General features: G+C 69.7%; 15 protein-coding genes and 1 tRNA gene. 12 read left to right on the top strand and 4 right to left on the bottom strand.

All coding sequences use genetic code 11. From position 1 onward, the window contains the following. Window positions 1-96: 96 nt before the first annotated feature. The 3 genes from ACT53U_RS13440 to ACT53U_RS13430 all read left to right on the top strand — a co-directional run bounded on the left by ACT53U_RS13440 (window position 97) and on the right by ACT53U_RS13430 (window position 3508). The gene (locus ACT53U_RS13440; protein ID WP_476155839.1) at window positions 97-1107 is read left to right on the top strand and encodes a glycosyltransferase family 2 protein; all 1011 of its coding nucleotides are present in this window, start codon (window positions 97-99) and stop codon (window positions 1105-1107) included. After that, the gene (locus tag ACT53U_RS13435; RefSeq protein ID WP_476155837.1) at window positions 1104-2573 is read left to right on the top strand and encodes an oligosaccharide flippase family protein; all 1470 of its coding nucleotides are present in this window, start codon (window positions 1104-1106) and stop codon (window positions 2571-2573) included. Before ACT53U_RS13440 ends, ACT53U_RS13435 begins: the two co-directional genes overlap by 4 nt. Before the next feature lie 77 nt (window positions 2574-2650). Next, window positions 2651-3508, top strand: coding sequence for a hypothetical protein (locus tag ACT53U_RS13430; RefSeq protein WP_476155835.1), 858 nt, complete (start codon window positions 2651-2653; stop codon window positions 3506-3508). Window positions 3509-3609: 101 nt separating this feature from the next. Here the strand turns inward: ACT53U_RS13430 and ACT53U_RS13425 are convergent. Continuing rightward, window positions 3610-3694 (bottom strand) — tRNA-Leu (locus ACT53U_RS13425). Window positions 3695-3866: 172 nt separating this feature from the next. On the opposite strand from ACT53U_RS13425, the gene ACT53U_RS13420 reads away from it, so the two are divergent. The 9 genes from ACT53U_RS13420 (at window position 3867) to mepA (ending at window position 12279) form a co-directional block, all read left to right on the top strand. After that, window positions 3867-4859, top strand: a complete 993-nt coding sequence (locus ACT53U_RS13420; protein ID WP_476155833.1) for a complex I NDUFA9 subunit family protein — start codon at window positions 3867-3869, stop codon at window positions 4857-4859. Window positions 4860-5015: 156 nt separating this feature from the next. Next, window positions 5016-5708, top strand: a complete 693-nt coding sequence (locus ACT53U_RS13415) for a glutathione S-transferase family protein (protein ID WP_476155832.1) — start codon at window positions 5016-5018, stop codon at window positions 5706-5708. Between the two features lie 11 nt (window positions 5709-5719). Further along, a complete protein-coding gene (cmk, locus tag ACT53U_RS13410; protein ID WP_476155831.1) occupies window positions 5720-6373 on the top strand; it encodes a (d)CMP kinase in 654 nt (217 codons plus the stop codon). Between the two features lie 314 nt (window positions 6374-6687). Beyond that, the gene (gene rpsA, locus ACT53U_RS13405) at window positions 6688-8382 is read left to right on the top strand and encodes a 30S ribosomal protein S1 (RefSeq protein ID WP_476133356.1); all 1695 of its coding nucleotides are present in this window, start codon (window positions 6688-6690) and stop codon (window positions 8380-8382) included. A 175-nt stretch (window positions 8383-8557) separates the two neighbouring features. Next, entirely contained in the window at window positions 8558-9520 is a 963-nt protein-coding gene (gene sppA / locus ACT53U_RS13400) for a signal peptide peptidase SppA (protein ID WP_476155829.1), read from the top strand. Between the two features lie 18 nt (window positions 9521-9538). Then, window positions 9539-9835, top strand: coding sequence for an integration host factor subunit beta (locus ACT53U_RS13395; RefSeq protein WP_476133354.1), 297 nt, complete (start codon window positions 9539-9541; stop codon window positions 9833-9835). A 47-nt stretch (window positions 9836-9882) separates the two neighbouring features. Next, entirely contained in the window at window positions 9883-10272 is a 390-nt protein-coding gene (locus ACT53U_RS13390) for a lipopolysaccharide assembly protein LapA domain-containing protein (protein ID WP_476155827.1), read from the top strand. Window positions 10273-10319: 47 nt separating this feature from the next. Continuing rightward, the gene (gene lhpI, locus ACT53U_RS13385) at window positions 10320-11282 is read left to right on the top strand and encodes a bifunctional Delta(1)-pyrroline-2-carboxylate/Delta(1)-piperideine-2-carboxylate reductase (RefSeq protein ID WP_476155825.1); all 963 of its coding nucleotides are present in this window, start codon (window positions 10320-10322) and stop codon (window positions 11280-11282) included. A gap of 67 nt (window positions 11283-11349) precedes the next feature. Beyond that, window positions 11350-12279, top strand: coding sequence for a penicillin-insensitive murein endopeptidase (mepA, locus tag ACT53U_RS13380; protein ID WP_476155823.1), 930 nt, complete (start codon window positions 11350-11352; stop codon window positions 12277-12279). 60 nt (window positions 12280-12339) lie between these two features. On the opposite strand, the gene ACT53U_RS13375 is transcribed toward mepA, so the two are convergent. The 3 genes from ACT53U_RS13375 to msrA are packed head-to-tail and all read right to left on the bottom strand — an operon-like array spanning window position 12340 to window position 14444. Next, window positions 12340-12855 carry a TIGR00645 family protein gene (locus ACT53U_RS13375; protein ID WP_476155821.1) on the bottom strand — a complete coding sequence of 172 codons (516 nt, stop codon included), beginning with the start codon at window positions 12853-12855 and terminating at the stop codon, window positions 12340-12342. 60 nt (window positions 12856-12915) lie between these two features. Continuing rightward, entirely contained in the window at window positions 12916-13785 is an 870-nt protein-coding gene (locus tag ACT53U_RS13370; RefSeq protein WP_476155819.1) for a CHAD domain-containing protein, read from the bottom strand. After that, window positions 13782-14444, bottom strand: a complete 663-nt coding sequence (gene msrA, locus ACT53U_RS13365; RefSeq protein WP_476155817.1) for a peptide-methionine (S)-S-oxide reductase MsrA — start codon at window positions 14442-14444, stop codon at window positions 13782-13784. Before msrA ends, ACT53U_RS13370 begins: the two co-directional genes overlap by 4 nt. Between the last annotated feature and the right edge of the window lie 110 nt (window positions 14445-14554).

The raw sequence follows: 14554 nt of genomic DNA, 5'->3' as shown, positions 1-14554 counted from the left end.
GACGTAACGCGATCGCAAGCATTTTCGCCGATTGATGGACCCATCCGCCGAGCCACCGCGCTCGGACGACGGCGCTCGCATTCCACGGATCCGACGATGACCAGCACCGACGGCTCGACCTCCGGCCCCCGCGTCAGCGTGGTGATGCCGGCCTACGAGGCGGCGACCTTCGTCGAGAACGCGCTGGCCTCGCTCGCCGCGCAGACGCTCGTGGATTGGGAGGCGATCGTCGTCGACGACGCCAGTTCCGATCGCACCGCCGAGGTGGTCGCCGCCGTCGCGGCGCGCGACCCGCGTGTCCGTCTGGTGCGGCAGACGGAAAACGGCGGACCGGCCGTGGCGCGCAATCGGGCGCTCGCCGAGGCGCGCGGACGCTGGATCGCCCTGCTCGATACCGACGACCTCTATCTGCCCGACCGGCTGGAGCGGCTGGTCGCACTCGGCGAACGCGAAGGTCTCGACCTCGTCGCCGACAATCTCTGGATGAAGGATCCGGCCGACGGGCGGATCGTCCGCTCCGGCCTGCCGCACGACGGAACGGTGCGCGACTGGACGCTGCTCGACCTGCTCGACAACGACCTGCCCGCCCGCGGCTTCGTCTTCGGCCTGCTGAAGCCGATCATCCGGGCCGAGTTCCTGGCCGCACACCACCTCGCCTGGCCGGCCGACCTGCGCTACGGCGAGGATTTCGTCTTCTATGCCGAACTCTTCCTGCACGGCGCACGGGCGCGGATCACCTCCGAGCCGGGCTACGTCTACGTCCTGCCGATCAGCGAGGCCGACGGCAGCCGCTCGGAGCATTCGCGCACGCGGATGCGCGGCCTCGAGCTGATCCGCAACGGCGATGTCCTGCTGGCGAAATACGGCGATCGGCTTGGGCCGAAGGAGCGGGCGGCGATCGATCGGCGGCGGCGCTATCTCGAACACGCCGATGCGGCGCGCGACCTCAAGGCGCGGCTGCACGGTCACGACGTCGTCGGCGCCCTGCGGCTGCTGGCGTCGCGTCCCTTCCTGATGCGCTATCTGGCGCGCGGCGCCGCCTGGCGGCTGGCGGTGCGGTTCGGTCGTTACGACGGACCGCCGCAGGGGGCGGAGAGAGGCGCATGAGCGTCGGCCGGCGCACCCTCGCCTCGAGCCTGTGGAACCTGTTCGCCAACGTCGGACAGCAGCTGATCAACCTCGCCTTCTTCGTCTATCTCGCCCGCCTGCTCGACCCGACCGCCTTCGGCATCATGGCGCTGGCGCTGGTGGCGATCGACGCCGGCGCGCTGGTCGGCCGGCTCGGACTGGTCGAGGTGCTGATTCGCGAGGAGACGCTCGACGAGGCGCAGGTGGCCGACGTCTTCTGGTTCCTGGCGGCGACCGGTCTCGGTCTGGCGGTGCTGATCGCGCTGCTGGCCGTTCCCGCGGGGGCCGCCTTCGGATCGCCGGCGCTGGCGTCGGTCCTGACGTGGCTGACGCCGGTCGTGCTGCTGCAGAACCTCTCGGCGGTGCCGGAGGCGCGGTTGCAACGCGCCTTCGGCCATCGCGCCCTGGCGCGACGCACGCTCGCCGGCACGTTGCTCGGCGGCATCGCCGGTGTCGCAGCGGCGGCGGCGGGATGGGGTGTCCACGCGCTCGCGGTCCAGAAGATCGCGACCGTCGTCGTGCAGAACATGGTCCTGTGGCTCGCCGACCCGTGGCGGCCGTCGCGTCCGGGTTTCGGCCGCTCGGCGGCGCTCGGGCGGTCGCTGCGGTCCGGTGCGCAGATCGCCGTCGCCGGGGTGATGCAGATGGCCAACACCAAGCTGATGGACCTGATGGTGGCGATCTTCCTCGGCACGGCGGCGCTCGGTCACCTGCGCACCGCCTGGAAGGTCTTCGAGGTGCTGCTCTACTGCACCATCCAGCCGTTGGCGTCGGTGGCGCTGGTCGCCTTCGGCCGCCTGAAGGGCGACAGGGTCCGGCTGTTCGACGCCTACGGCCGATTGGCCGAGGTCTCGGCGCTGGTGTTGGTGCCGATGCTGCTCGGCGCCTCCGCCGTGGCGGGGGTCATGATGCCGCTGGTGTTCGGCGACAAGTGGGTCGCGTCGATCCCGATCCTCGAGATCCTCGGCTTCATGGCGCTCTCCGGGGCCGTCGACGTCTATTTCGCGCCGATGATGACGGTGACCGGCCACACCGGCGCGCTGGTGCGTCAGGGTCTGGTCCAGACCGCGGCGGCGGCGGTGTTGACGGCGGCGACGGCGCCCTTCGGGCTGGCGGCGGTGGCGGTCGGTCAGGTGGTGCGCTCGCTCGGCGTGGCGATCTGGAGCCTTCTGGCGATGCGCTCGGCGATCGGTCTGCCGCTGGCGACCAGCCGCCGCGCGATCCTGCCGGCGGTGGCGGCGGCGCTGCCGATGTGGGCGGTGGTGACGGCTGGGCTCGCCCGGCTGCCGGTCGACGCCGTCGGACCGTGGATGTGCCTCGCCGCGGCGACGCTCGTCGGCGCGGTGGTCTACGGGGCGATCCTGGCGGCGTTCTTCCGTGCCGAGGTCGTCGATCTGGCGCGGCGGCTCCGGGGGCTCGTCGCCGGCACCGATGCGGCGCCCTGAGCGGTTCGCATTCTTCCTTCTCGGCGAAACGCGTCGCTGCGCTTAGTCTCGGGCGACATTCGCCGAGGGTCGATTCGATGCTGACGATTCGCTATGCCGCCTTTTTTGCCGCCGACCAGTCGAACCCGAAGCTCTATTCCGAACTCGCGCTGTCGCTCCTGACCATCGACCGCCACGTCGCGCCCTATCTCGACATCACCGTGCGCATCCACACGATCTCGCCCTTCGTGGCGGCGGCGGAGGCGCTCTGCCGCCACTTCTCGTTCCCCTTCGAGGTGGTGGCGCTCGACCGGATCGAGGGCGGGCGCTTCGAGGAGAACGCGGAATTCGCCAACGCGCTCGGCAATCTGACCGAGATCGATCGGTTCTGCGTGATCCGGATGCTGTCCGACTTCGCGCTGCTCGACGACGACGGCTTCCGCCTGTTGATCGGCACCGACGTCTTCTTCCTCGACTGCCCGCAGGAGGTCTTCGCCTTCGTCTGGGGGCCGGGTGACGGCAAACGGGTCCTCTACATGCAGGACCTGCATTCCTTCTCGGGCGCCGAATACGGCATCCGCTACTACCATCCGCCGGCGCTGCCGTCGCTTCTCGGCGACTTCTACTGCCTGGCGCCGGGGGTGAAGCTGTCGCGCTCGGCGATCACCGGGTGTCTGAAGATGATCGACGCCTGGCCGACGACGCCCAGCCGATTCGTGCCCTCGACCGGTGGCGCGACGGCGCCCGAGCAGCAGGCGGCGGCGATCCTGTTGCAGCGATTCGGCGGCGAGGCGCTGCCGGCGGCGCGCTACGCGCACATCCACGCCCATCCGGATCTGGCGGTGCTGCACACCCACAACATCGCCGACGTGTTCCGCCGGCTGGGATCCTGGAGCATCGAGGCGTTTCAGGAGATCACGGGCTTCAAGGTCGAGATCAAGACGGGCGGCGCCTGACGGGACGGCGGCCCGCACGACGCGGACATGCGTCGAGGCTCGCGAAGACGGCGGGTCGAATGTCTCTGGAGGATCACGGAGGAGAACGCGTCTCCGTGAAATGGTGCCCAGGAGAGGACTCGAACCTCCACTCCTTGCGGAACACGGACCTGAACCGTGCGCGTCTACCAATTCCGCCACCTGGGCAACGGGGGGCTTGTTAAGGGGTCGACGGAGGCTTGTCAATCGGGTCCGTCGCCGTCTTTCGACCTTTCCACCAAGGGCGAGTGTCGAAGCGCTTCACAGGAGCCGCGGCGAGCGTTAAGAACCGTTCCACATCAAGTCGAACGAGACCCGCCACAGCCAGGGGTTCACGCGCATGACCGCTTCCGACGTCGCCTCCAACGAATCCAAGCTGGTCACCGTCTTCGGCGGCTCCGGCTTCGTCGGCCGCCAGGTGGTTCGCGCGCTCGCCGCCCGGGGCTGGCGCATCCGTGCTGCCTGCCGTCGCCCCGATCTCGCCGGCCAACTCCAGCCCTGCGGCGGTCCCGGCCAGATCGTCGGCGTCCAGGCCAACATCCGCCGCGATCACCGCTGGTCGGTCGAACGCGCGATCGAAGGCGCCGACGCGGTCGTCAATCTGGTCGGCATCCTCGCCCCCTCGGGCAAGCAGACCTTCGCCGACGTCCAGGCCGACGGCGCCCACATGATCGCCGAGGTCGCCAAGTCGGCCGGCCTCTCCTCGATCGTCCACGTCTCGGCGATCGGCGCCGACGAGGCGAGCGCGTCGGAATATGCCCGCACCAAGGCGCTGGGCGAGAAGGCGGTGCTGCACGTGTTGCCCGATTCGGTGGTGCTGCGTCCCTCGGTGCTGTTCGGGCCCGACGACGACTTCTTCAACAAGCTCGGCTTCCTCGCCACGCTGTCGCCGGTCATGCCGCTGTTCGGCGGTGGTGCCACCCGCTTCCAGCCGACCTACGTGCGCGACGTCGCCGAGGCGATCGCCGTGGCGGTCGAGGGCGGCGCCAGGGCGGGTGCCACCTACGAGCTCGGTGGCCCCGAGGTGAAGACCTTCCGCGAATGCGCCGAGCTGGTGCTGGCCGCCTCGCGCCGCAAGCGCCTCCTGGTGCCGGTGCCCTTCTCGATCGCCAAGATCGCGGCGAGCGTGCTGCAGATCCTGCCGAACCCGGTCGTCACCGTCGATCAGCTCGAGCTGCTCAAGGTCGACAACGTCGTCTCCGACGCGGCGGTCGCCGAGGGGCGCACCTTCGCCGGCCTCGGCATCACGCCGACGGCGATCGAGGCGGTGATCGAGAGCTATCTCTGGCGCTTCCGCGAGCAGGGCCAGTTCAACCGCGACCGCACCGCCTGAGGTGCCGCGCCGGGCGCCCGCCGGTTCGGCGGGCGCGGCGACGGGTGGTGAGACCGAGTCTCGTCGGGGGCGTCCTCGGCTTGTCGGGGGCGCCGACGCGGCCTATAGGAAGGTCTGCGCCGGCGAAACGTCGCGGCGCTGCTTTTCCGGACCGAGATGCTCACGCTCTTTCATCACCCGTTCTCGACCTCGAGCCGTTTCGTGCGGCTGGCCTGTGCCGAATACGGCGTGACGCCCGATCTGGTGGTGGAAAAGCCCTGGGAGCGGCGGCGCGACTTCCTGTTGCTCAATCCGGCCGGCTCGCTGCCGGTGCTGGTCGAGAACGACGGCCCGCCGATCTGCGGCGCTTCGGTCGTGATGGAATATCTCGACGAGACTCGTGGCTATGCCATGGGCGATCGCCGACTGATGCCGCAGCACGCCGAGACCCGCGCCGAGGTGCGGCGGCTGGTCGACTGGTTCCTCGGCAAGTTCGACGCCGAAGTCGTCGGCTATCTCGTCCACGAGAAGATCTTCAAGCTGGAGATCCCGCGGGCGCAGGGCGGCGGGGCGCCGGATTCGGCGGTGATGCGGGCGGCGCGCGCCAACATCCGCCATCACCTCAAGTATCTCGGCTGGCTGACGGCGACGCGCGACTGGCTCGCCGGGGCGCGGCTGTCCTATGCCGATCTCGCCGCCGCCGCGGCGCTCTCCTGCGTCGACTATCTCGGCGAGGTGCCGTGGTCGGAGGACGACACCACCAAGTCCTGGTACGGGCTGGTGAAGTCGCGGCCGTCGTTCCGCACGCTGCTCTCCGATCGCATCCTCGCCATCCCGCCGGCGTCGACCTACGCCGACCTCGATTTCTGACGAGCCGCACGATGACCGACGCCTCCCGTCCCTTCGTCGTGGCGATCGACGGCCCGGCCGCCGCGGGCAAGGGCACGCTGGCGCTGCGGTTGGCGGAAGCCCTCGGCCTGCCGCATCTCGACACCGGGCTGCTCTATCGCGCCATCGGCCGGCTGATGTTCGATCGCGGCTACGATCTCGACGATCCGCTGGTCGCCGGCCAGTTCGCGGAAGCCCTCGATCCGGCGGACCTCGCGCGCGGCGATCTGCGCGGCCGCGAGGCGGGGGAACTGGCGTCGCGGGTGGCGGTGCATCCGTCGGTGCGTGCGGCTCTGGTCGACTTCCAGCGCGCCTTCGCCGCGAAGGCCCCCGGCGCGGTGCTCGACGGGCGCGACATCGGCACGGTGATCTGCCCGGACGCCGACGTGAAGATCTTCGTCACCGCCTCGCCGGAAGTGCGTGCCCGCCGCCGCACCGACGAGCTGTTGGCGAAGGGCCGCGACGTCCACTACGAGACCATCCTCGAGGAGACGCGCGAGCGCGACGAACGGGACAGCAACCGCGCCGTCGCGCCGCTCAGGCCGGCCGCCGATGCGCTGGTGCTCGACACCTCGACGCTCGACCGCGACGGTGCGTTCGAAGCCGCCATGGCGATGGTGACGGCCAAACGGGCCGCCGTCGGCTGATTTTCTCGCATTTCCGCCGTTTCGGCCTTGCCGGATCGGGGCGCGTCGGCTATGGAACGCCGGTTCGAGCGGGTGTCCCGGCAACGGGGCGCGTCCGCCTTCCATCGGCGTCCGAAACGCCGGTCGCATCGGGTTTCCGGGGCGAGGGGAGGGCGGGCATCGTTCGAACGACGATCTCGAGCACGTTCGCCGGCGCCGGCACCCGTGGGTGATCCCCCGGGCGTTTCCCCAGAGGGGATCCGGACGCGATCGGGATCGGAAACCAACGCGAACCCAAGCCGGCGCTCGCCGATATTTCGGCATCAGGAGTTTCAATGTCTCAGATGAACCCCACCCGCGACGAATTCGCTGCCCTTCTCGAAGAATCCTTCGAGCAGTCCAATCTGTACGAAGGCTCGGTCGTCAAGGGCAAGATCGTCGCGATCGAGAAGGACCTCGCGGTCATCGACGTCGGCCTGAAGGTCGAAGGTCGCGTCGCGCTCAAGGAATTCGGCGCCCAGGGCCGCGACGGCGGTCTCAAGGTCGGCGACGAAGTCGAAGTCTATCTCGACCGCGTCGAGAACGCGCTCGGCGAAGCCGTCATCTCCCGCGAGAAGGCGCGTCGCGAAGAGAGCTGGACCCGTCTCGAAGAAGCCTTCGGCAAGAACGAGAAGGTCACCGGCATCATCTTCAACCAGGTCAAGGGTGGCTTCACCGTCGACCTGGACGGCGCCGTGGCGTTCCTGCCGCGCTCGCAGGTCGACATCCGCCCGGTGCGCGACGTCGCCCCGCTGATGCACGTGACGCAGCCGTTCCAGATCCTGAAGATGGACAAGCGTCGCGGCAACATCGTCGTGTCGCGTCGTACGGTTCTCGAAGAGACCCGCGCGGAACAGCGTTCGGAGCTGGTGCAGAGCCTGCAGGAAGGCCAGATCGTCGACGGCGTGGTCAAGAACATCACCGACTACGGTGCGTTCGTCGACCTCGGCGGCATCGACGGCCTGCTGCACGTCACCGACATCGCGTGGCGCCGCATCAACCATCCCTCCGAGGTGCTGTCGATCGGTCAGACCGTCAAGGTCCAGATCATCCGCGTCAACCCGGAAACCCATCGTATCTCGCTCGGCATGAAGCAGCTCGAGGCGGATCCGTGGGAGGGCATCGTCGCCAAGTACCCGATCAACGCCAAGTTCGCGGGTCGCGTCACGAACATCACCGACTACGGTGCGTTCGTCGAACTCGAGCCGGGCATCGAAGGCCTGATCCACGTCTCCGAGATGTCCTGGACCAAGAAGAACGTCCATCCGGGCAAGATCGTTTCGACCTCGCAGGAAGTCGAAGTGATGGTGCTCGAGGTCGATCCGGTCAAGCGCCGCATCTCGCTCGGCCTGAAGCAGACGCTCGCCAACCCGTGGGAAGTCTTCGTCGACAAGTACCCGCAGGGCACCGTCGTCGAAGGCGAGGTCAAGAACAAGACCGAGTTCGGTCTGTTCGTCGGTCTCGACGGCGATGTCGACGGCATGGTCCACCTCTCCGATCTCGACTGGAACCGTCCGGGCGAGCAGGTCATCGAGGAGTTCCGTCGCGGCGACAAGATCAAGGCCGTGGTTCTCGACGTCGACGTCGAGAAGGAGCGCATCTCGCTCGGCGTCAAGCAGCTCGCCGGCGACCCCTTCGAGAAGGCCGGTGATCTGCGCCGCGGCGCGATCGTCACCTGCGAAGTGACCGAGGTGAAGGATTCGGGCATCGACGTTAAGATCGTCGACACCGAGTTCACCACCTTCATCAAGCGCTCCGAGCTCGCCCGCGAGCGTGGTGACCAGCGTCCGGACCGTTTCGCCGTCGGCGAGCGTCTCGATGCCCGCGTCATCACCTTCGACCGCAAGACCCGCAAGGTCGGCGTCTCGATCAAGGCGCTCGAAGTGGCCGAAGAGAAGGAAGCGATCGCCCAGTTCGGTTCGTCCGACTCGGGTGCCTCGCTCGGCGACATCCTCGGCGCCGCCCTGCGCGCGCGTACCGAAGACAAGTGATCGGCCGGCCGGGTTTCCCGGCCGACCCATCCATCGAGACCCGCGTCGGGAAACCGGCGCGGGTCTTTTCGTTTCCGCCCCGGTGACGGCGCTCACGAGGACGTGACGGGCGGGGCTTGTTTCCGCCGCCCGGGCTCGATAACGCTGTGCGTCTGGTTCACTGGAGGTCTCCCCCATGCTCCTCGATCCGGACGCGATCGCCGACCGACGTCGGCTGAAGCGTCGTCTCGGTTTCTGGCGGATCGCCGCGATCGTGCTGGCGGTCGTCGCGGTGGCGGCGCTCGGCGCGCGTTTCGGCGGGCTCGGCCCGTCGACGGCCCAGCCGCACGTGGCGCGGATCTCGGTCAAGGGCATGATGCTGCCGGACCGGCCGCTGATCGCGATGATCGACGAGATCGCCAAGTCCGACGCGGTCAAGGGCGTGATCGTCGACATCGACAGTCCCGGCGGCGCGACCTCGGCCGGCGAGGCGCTCTACGAGAGCCTGCGGCGGCTGTCGGCGAAGAAGCCGACGGCGAGCTGGGTCGGCACGCTCGCGGCCTCGGCCGGCTACATGACGGCACTCGGCACCGACCGGATCGTGGCGCGGCGCACGGCGCTGACCGGTTCGATCGGCGTTCTCGCGCAGTGGGGCGACGTCTCCGAACTGATGAAGATGGTGGGCGTCAAGCTCGAGGAGGTGAAGTCCTCGCCGATGAAGGCGGAGCCGACGCCCTTCAAGCCGACCTCGCCGGAAGCCCGCGCCATGCTCGACCGGGCGATCCGCGACACCTACGACTGGTTCGTCGGCCTCGTCGCCGATCGCCGCGGCCTGCCGCGCGACAAGGCGCTGGAACTCGCCGACGGGCGTGTCGTCACCGGCCATCAGGCGCTGGATCTCAAGCTGATCGACGCGATCGGCGAGGAGAGCGTGGCGGTCGAGTGGCTGCAGTCGAAGGGCGTCGCGGCCGGCCTGCCGATCGTCGACTGGAAGCCGAAGCGGCCCGACACGCCCTTCCCTTGGGTGCAGTCGGCGGCCGCGGCGGCGACCGCCGGGATCACCGCCGCGCTGGGTCTCGACGGCGAGATCGCGGCAATGCGTTCGCTTGACGGACTGCGGTCGGACTGGCACCTTGGACGCAACCAAAAATCCGAGTGATTTCGAGGGGATCGGTCGATGATCAAGTCCGAGCTGGTGACGCGGCTGGCAGAGCGCAACCCGCATCTCTATCAGCGTGACGTGGAGCACATCGTCAACGCCGTGCTCGACGAGATCACCGGTGCGCTGACCCGCGGCGACCGCGTCGAGCTGCGCGGCTTCGGCGCCTTCTCGGTCAAGAACCGCCCCGCCCGCACCGGCCGCAATCCGCGCACCGGCGAGAAGGTCTCGGTGACCGAGAAATACGTGCCGTTCTTCAAGACCGGCAAGGAAATGCGCGAGCGGCTGAACGACGGCGTCGATCTCGGCGACTGAGCCGGGATCCGCTCTCAGACCATCGAACATCGAACGGGGACGTCGCGATGAAGCGATTCTTCACCTGGCTCCTGGCGCTGCCGATCGGCGTGGTCGTGGTGGCGCTCGCCGTGGCCAATCGCCGCCTCGTCACCGTCTCGCTCGATCCGTTCCGCCCGGACGATCCGGCACTCTCGGTCACGCTGCCGCTGTTCCTGCTGCCGCTCGCCGCGCTGATCCTCGGCGTGATGCTCGGCGGCATCGTCACCTGGTGGCGTCAGGGCATCCATCGCAAGGCGGCCCGGGCCATCCGGCGTGAGGCGGTGCGGCTCGAGGCCGAGAGGGCGGGTCTCGCCGCCCAGGTCGCCGAGAAGGACGCCGTCGTCGCCGCGCTGACCGCACCGGCGCCCGCGCCGGGTCCGGCACTGCCGGCCCCCGGCCCCGCGCGCGCCGCCTGATTTCGGCGGGTTTCGCCAGTCCATCTTTCCAGACGAGGGTTCCCGCGATGATCGGCATCGACGCGGACGCGATCGATCGCGTCCTGACACGCCCGGGCATGGTCGAGGCGCTGCGCGCCGGCTTCCGCGAGGCGGTGGTGACGCCGGTGCGCCATCACCATCCGATGAAGCGGGCGGGCGAGGACGACGCCATGCTGCTGCTGATGCCGGCCTGGAGCGATACGACGAACGCGATCGGCGACGACGCGGTGATGGGCGTCAAGATCGTCTCGGTGATCCCGGGCAACGCGGCGCGCGGGCTCGCCTCGGTGGTCGGCGCCTACGTGCTCCTCTCCGGCGTCACCGGCGTGCCGCTCGCCGTGCTCGACGGGGCGCGGCTGACGCTGTGGCGCACCGCCGGCGCTTCGGCGCTCGCCGCCGACTACCTCGCACGACCGGATGCGCGCCGCCTCGTCATGGTCGGAGCGGGGTCGCTCGCCGAACATCTGGTCGAAGCGCATGCGAGCGTGCGGCCGATCGAGGAGGTGACGGTGTGGAACCGCTCGCGTGCCAAGGCCGAGGCCTTCGCCGCGACATTCGCCGGGCGCTCGTTCAAGGTGACGGCGACCGACGATCTCGAGGCGGCGGTGCGCGAAGCCGACGTCGTCTCGGCCGCCACCATGTCGACCGAACCGCTGATCCGCGGGGCGTGGCTGAAGCCCGGCACTCATGTCGATCTCGTCGGCGGCTACACGCCCGCCATGCGCGAGGCCGACGATGCGGCGGTGGCGCGTGCCCGGGTCTTCGTCGACACCCGCGCCGGGGCGATGAAGGAAGCCGGCGACATCACCCAGCCGATCGCGGCGGGCGTGCTTGCGCCCCAAGGCATCGTCGGCGAACTGGCCGAGCTCTGCCGCGGCACGGTCGGCGGGCGGGCGAGCAACGACGAGATCACGCTCTTCAAGTCGGTCGGCACGGCGCTCGAGGATCTCGTCGCCGCGCGGCTGGTCCATCGCGCGATCGAGGTGTGATGGTCAACGATTCGTAAACGCCGCAGGGGCGATGATCGGCGCTCGCCGTCACGCCGGAGCACGAGCCATGTCGAGAGCGCATCGTCTCTTCTCCCTGCCGAGCCTCGCGCTCGCCGTCGTCGCGCTCTTCGCGGCGGGTGGGGCCTCTGCCCAGACGACCGGGTCGGACGGGCTCTCCGAGATGGAGAAAGCGCGGGCGGCGCTGCCGTCGGACGCCGCCAAGGTCCTGTTCGGCGAGAAGGCCACGCCTGCGCCGCTCGAGGCGCGGTCGATCGGCTCCTATGCCCGCGGCTGTCTGGCAGGCGCCACGGCGCTGCCGGTCGACGGGGCTGCGTGGCAGGTGATGCGGCTCTCGCGCAATCGCAACTGGGGTCATCCGGCGCTGATCGCCTTCCTCGAGCGCTTCGCCGTCCGGGGGCGCGCGATCGGCTGGCCGGGGTTGCTGGTCGGCGACATGTCGCAGCCGCGCGGCGGGCCGATGTTGACGGGCCATGCCAGTCACCAGATCGGCCTCGACGCCGACATCTGGTTCTCGCCGATGCCCGATCACCGGCTCTCGGCCGACGAGCGCGAGACGATCTCGGCGGTGTCGATGGTGGACATGGCCAAACGCGAGCTCGATCGCAGCAAGTGGACCGAGACGCGCGCGAAGCTGGTGCGCGAGGCGGCGCGCGATCCGGCGGTGGCGCGCATCTTCGTCAATCCGCCGATCAAGAAGGCGTTGTGCGACTGGGCGGGGACCGATCGGGCGTGGTTGGCCAAGGTCCGCCCGTGGTACGGCCACAACTATCACTTCCACGTCCGCATCGCCTGCCCGGCCGGTGACGCGTCTTGCGCCGACCAGAACCCGCCGCCCGCGGGCGACGGCTGCGGTGCCGACCTCGCGTGGTGGCTGGGGCCGGAGCCGTGGAAGCCGAGCGAGCCGGAAAAGCCGCGCCCGCCGATGATGCTCGCCGACCTGCCGGAAGCCTGCCGACAGGTGCTGCTGGCGAAGTGAGGCACGCGGTGGCCGCGCTCTCCGGCCGAGTGGCGCGCGCGTGACCGCGCACCCGCTCGCTCAGTGCAGCGCTTCCTGCTTGGTGTGCGAGCCGTGGATCTTGTCCATCAGAGCGAGGAGGACGCCCGAGCCGACGAAGACGACGTGGATGATCGTCATCCACATGATGTCGCGGTCGGTGTATTTGGCGATGTCCATGAAGATCTTCAGCAGGTGGATGCCCGAGATTGCGACGATCGAGGCGATCAGCTTGATCTTCAGCGCGGCGAAGTCGACCTTGCCCTTCCAGTCGGGCTGGTCTTCGTGGTCGCCGACGTCGATCTTCGAGACGAAGTTCTCGTAGCCCGAGAAGATGACGATCAGCAGCAGGTTGCCGGCGAGCGTCATGTCGATCAGCGACAGGATGGCGAGGACGGTCTGCGCTTCCGACGCTCCCCAGAAATGGAGGGCGAATTCGAAGAGACCCTGGCCGAACTTGAGCATCAGCACGAGCAGCGCGCCGACGAGGCCGACATACATCGGCGCCATCAGCCAGCGGCTGGCGAAGAGGCCGCGTTCGATCGTTTTTTCGGCCATGTCCGTCTCCCGTCTCGTCCGGCCGCGCCGGCCCCCGTTTCCCGTGTCGCGCCAGCCCTATCAGAGATCGGCCAGCCTCTCCAGCTCGCGTTCGAAGGCGCGGGTGCGGGCACCGTAGAGGTCTTCGCCGAGCTCCAGCGCCTCCTTGCGCAGCGCCTTGCGGCGGCGGGCGAAGCGGGCGAGGAGGGCGGTGCGGTCGTCCTCGCCGGCCGTCAGCCCGGCATCGTCGACGACGCGTTCGCTCATCACCGCCAGATCGTGCTCCTCGCCCAGCACGTCGCCGAGCCGGCCGAGATCGTCGCGCAGCGACGGCGCGGTGGAGGCGGTGGCGAAGGGCACCAGCTCCGACAGATGGCGGCGGCGGGCGACGTGGCGACGCCATTCGTGCAGCGTCTCGTCGCCGGCGCCGTCGTCGAGGTCGCGCCAGATGCGGCGACCGCGGCGATAGGTGACGACGAGACCCTCGTGCAGCAGACGGCCGGCCGGGAATAGCCGCGGCAGCGACTGGGCGTCGGCCTCGCAGGCGCGAAGGCGCGCGTCGACGGCGGCGAAGTCCGGCGTCCTCAGATGGGCCTCGGCGGCGCGGTCGGCGCAGACGCGGGCGAAACGGGCGGTCCCGTCGTCGTGGCCGTCGTCGGCGAGGCGGCGGGCCTCGGCGGCCATGACGTCGGCATCGCGGGCATCGGCGAGGAGGCGGGCGCATTCGCGCACCCGGCGGGCGCGGCCCTCGCGGTCGCCGGCGACCGGCTCCAACACGAACCACAGGTTCCGTGCCCGCTTGAGGCAACGGCGGACGCGATGGACGACCGCCTCGCGCGGCAGGGCGGGGTCGGCGAGGGTGGCCCGCGCCGCGGCGATCTCGTCGGCGAGGCGGCGCTTCAGCGTGATCGCCAGCGTCGCCGAGGCGGGGGCTTCGAGCGTCGTCGTCATGCCTGTGCTCCGCGCGGGATCGGACAGGCGATGCCGGTGCCGGCGAGGCCGCAATAGCCGTCGGGGTGGACGTCGAGATACTGCTGGTGCTCGGCCTCGGCGTAGTAGAAGGGCGGTGCGGCACGGATCTCGGTCGTCACCGGGTCGAGGCCGGCGGTACCGAGGCGGGCGTCGTAGGCGTCACAGGCGGCATGGGCGGCGGCGGCCTGCGCCGGCGTCGTGGTGTAGATCGCCGAGCGATACTGCGTGCCGACGTCGTTGCCCTGGCGCATGCCCTGGGTCGGGTCGTGGCTCTCGAAGAAGAGGCGCAGCAACGCGTCCCACGAGACGCGGGCGGGGTCGTAGATCACCTTGACCACTTCGGCGTGACCGGTCTGACCGGAGCAGACCTCGCGATAGGTCGGGTTCGGCGTCTCGCCGCCGGCATAGCCGACCGCGGTCAGGACGACGCCTGGGGTACGCCAGAAGAGGCGCTCGGCACCCCAGAAGCAGCCCATGCCGAAGAAGGCGGTCTCGCAACCTTCGGGCGCCTCGGCCTTCAGGTCGAGATCGTAGATGCGATGGCGCGTGGCGGTCGGGATCGGCGCGTCGCGGCCGGGCAGGGCTTCGCCGGCGGGCGGCATCCGGAGCTTGGCGTGGGAAAGGCCGAACAGGCTCATGGCGGGTCTCCTCCTGTGGCCGCGCGTCGCGACCGCCGGAAGGCGGTCGGCGCGTCTCGGCGCGGTCGCGGGAGAGATATGGGGATGCCTCGCGCGTTCGCCAGCCGTCG

The sequence above is a fragment of the Pinisolibacter sp. DMC19 genome (assembly GCF_056313985.1).
This window is presented reverse-complemented; position numbering and strand designations above follow the sequence as displayed.

Excerpts from the sequence above, each read along its gene's own strand:
- ACT53U_RS13440 (WP_476155839.1), top strand. The coding sequence starts at position 97 with ATGACCAGCACCGACGGCTCGACCTCCGGCCCCCGCGTCAGCGTGGTG.
- ACT53U_RS13435 (WP_476155837.1), top strand. The coding sequence starts at position 1,104 with ATGAGCGTCGGCCGGCGCACCCTCGCCTCGAGCCTGTGGAACCTGTTC.
- ACT53U_RS13430 (WP_476155835.1), top strand. The coding sequence starts at position 2,651 with ATGCTGACGATTCGCTATGCCGCCTTTTTTGCCGCCGACCAGTCGAAC.
- ACT53U_RS13420 (WP_476155833.1), top strand. The coding sequence starts at position 3,867 with ATGACCGCTTCCGACGTCGCCTCCAACGAATCCAAGCTGGTCACCGTC.
- ACT53U_RS13415 (WP_476155832.1), top strand. The coding sequence starts at position 5,016 with ATGCTCACGCTCTTTCATCACCCGTTCTCGACCTCGAGCCGTTTCGTG.
- cmk (WP_476155831.1), top strand. The coding sequence starts at position 5,720 with ATGACCGACGCCTCCCGTCCCTTCGTCGTGGCGATCGACGGCCCGGCC.
- rpsA (WP_476133356.1), top strand. The coding sequence starts at position 6,688 with ATGTCTCAGATGAACCCCACCCGCGACGAATTCGCTGCCCTTCTCGAA.
- sppA (WP_476155829.1), top strand. The coding sequence starts at position 8,558 with ATGCTCCTCGATCCGGACGCGATCGCCGACCGACGTCGGCTGAAGCGT.
- ACT53U_RS13395 (WP_476133354.1), top strand. The coding sequence starts at position 9,539 with ATGATCAAGTCCGAGCTGGTGACGCGGCTGGCAGAGCGCAACCCGCAT.
- ACT53U_RS13390 (WP_476155827.1), top strand. The coding sequence starts at position 9,883 with ATGAAGCGATTCTTCACCTGGCTCCTGGCGCTGCCGATCGGCGTGGTC.
- lhpI (WP_476155825.1), top strand. The coding sequence starts at position 10,320 with ATGATCGGCATCGACGCGGACGCGATCGATCGCGTCCTGACACGCCCG.
- mepA (WP_476155823.1), top strand. The coding sequence starts at position 11,350 with ATGTCGAGAGCGCATCGTCTCTTCTCCCTGCCGAGCCTCGCGCTCGCC.
- ACT53U_RS13375 (WP_476155821.1), bottom strand. The coding sequence starts at position 12,855 with ATGGCCGAAAAAACGATCGAACGCGGCCTCTTCGCCAGCCGCTGGCTG.
- ACT53U_RS13370 (WP_476155819.1), bottom strand. The coding sequence starts at position 13,785 with ATGACGACGACGCTCGAAGCCCCCGCCTCGGCGACGCTGGCGATCACG.
- msrA (WP_476155817.1), bottom strand. The coding sequence starts at position 14,444 with ATGAGCCTGTTCGGCCTTTCCCACGCCAAGCTCCGGATGCCGCCCGCC.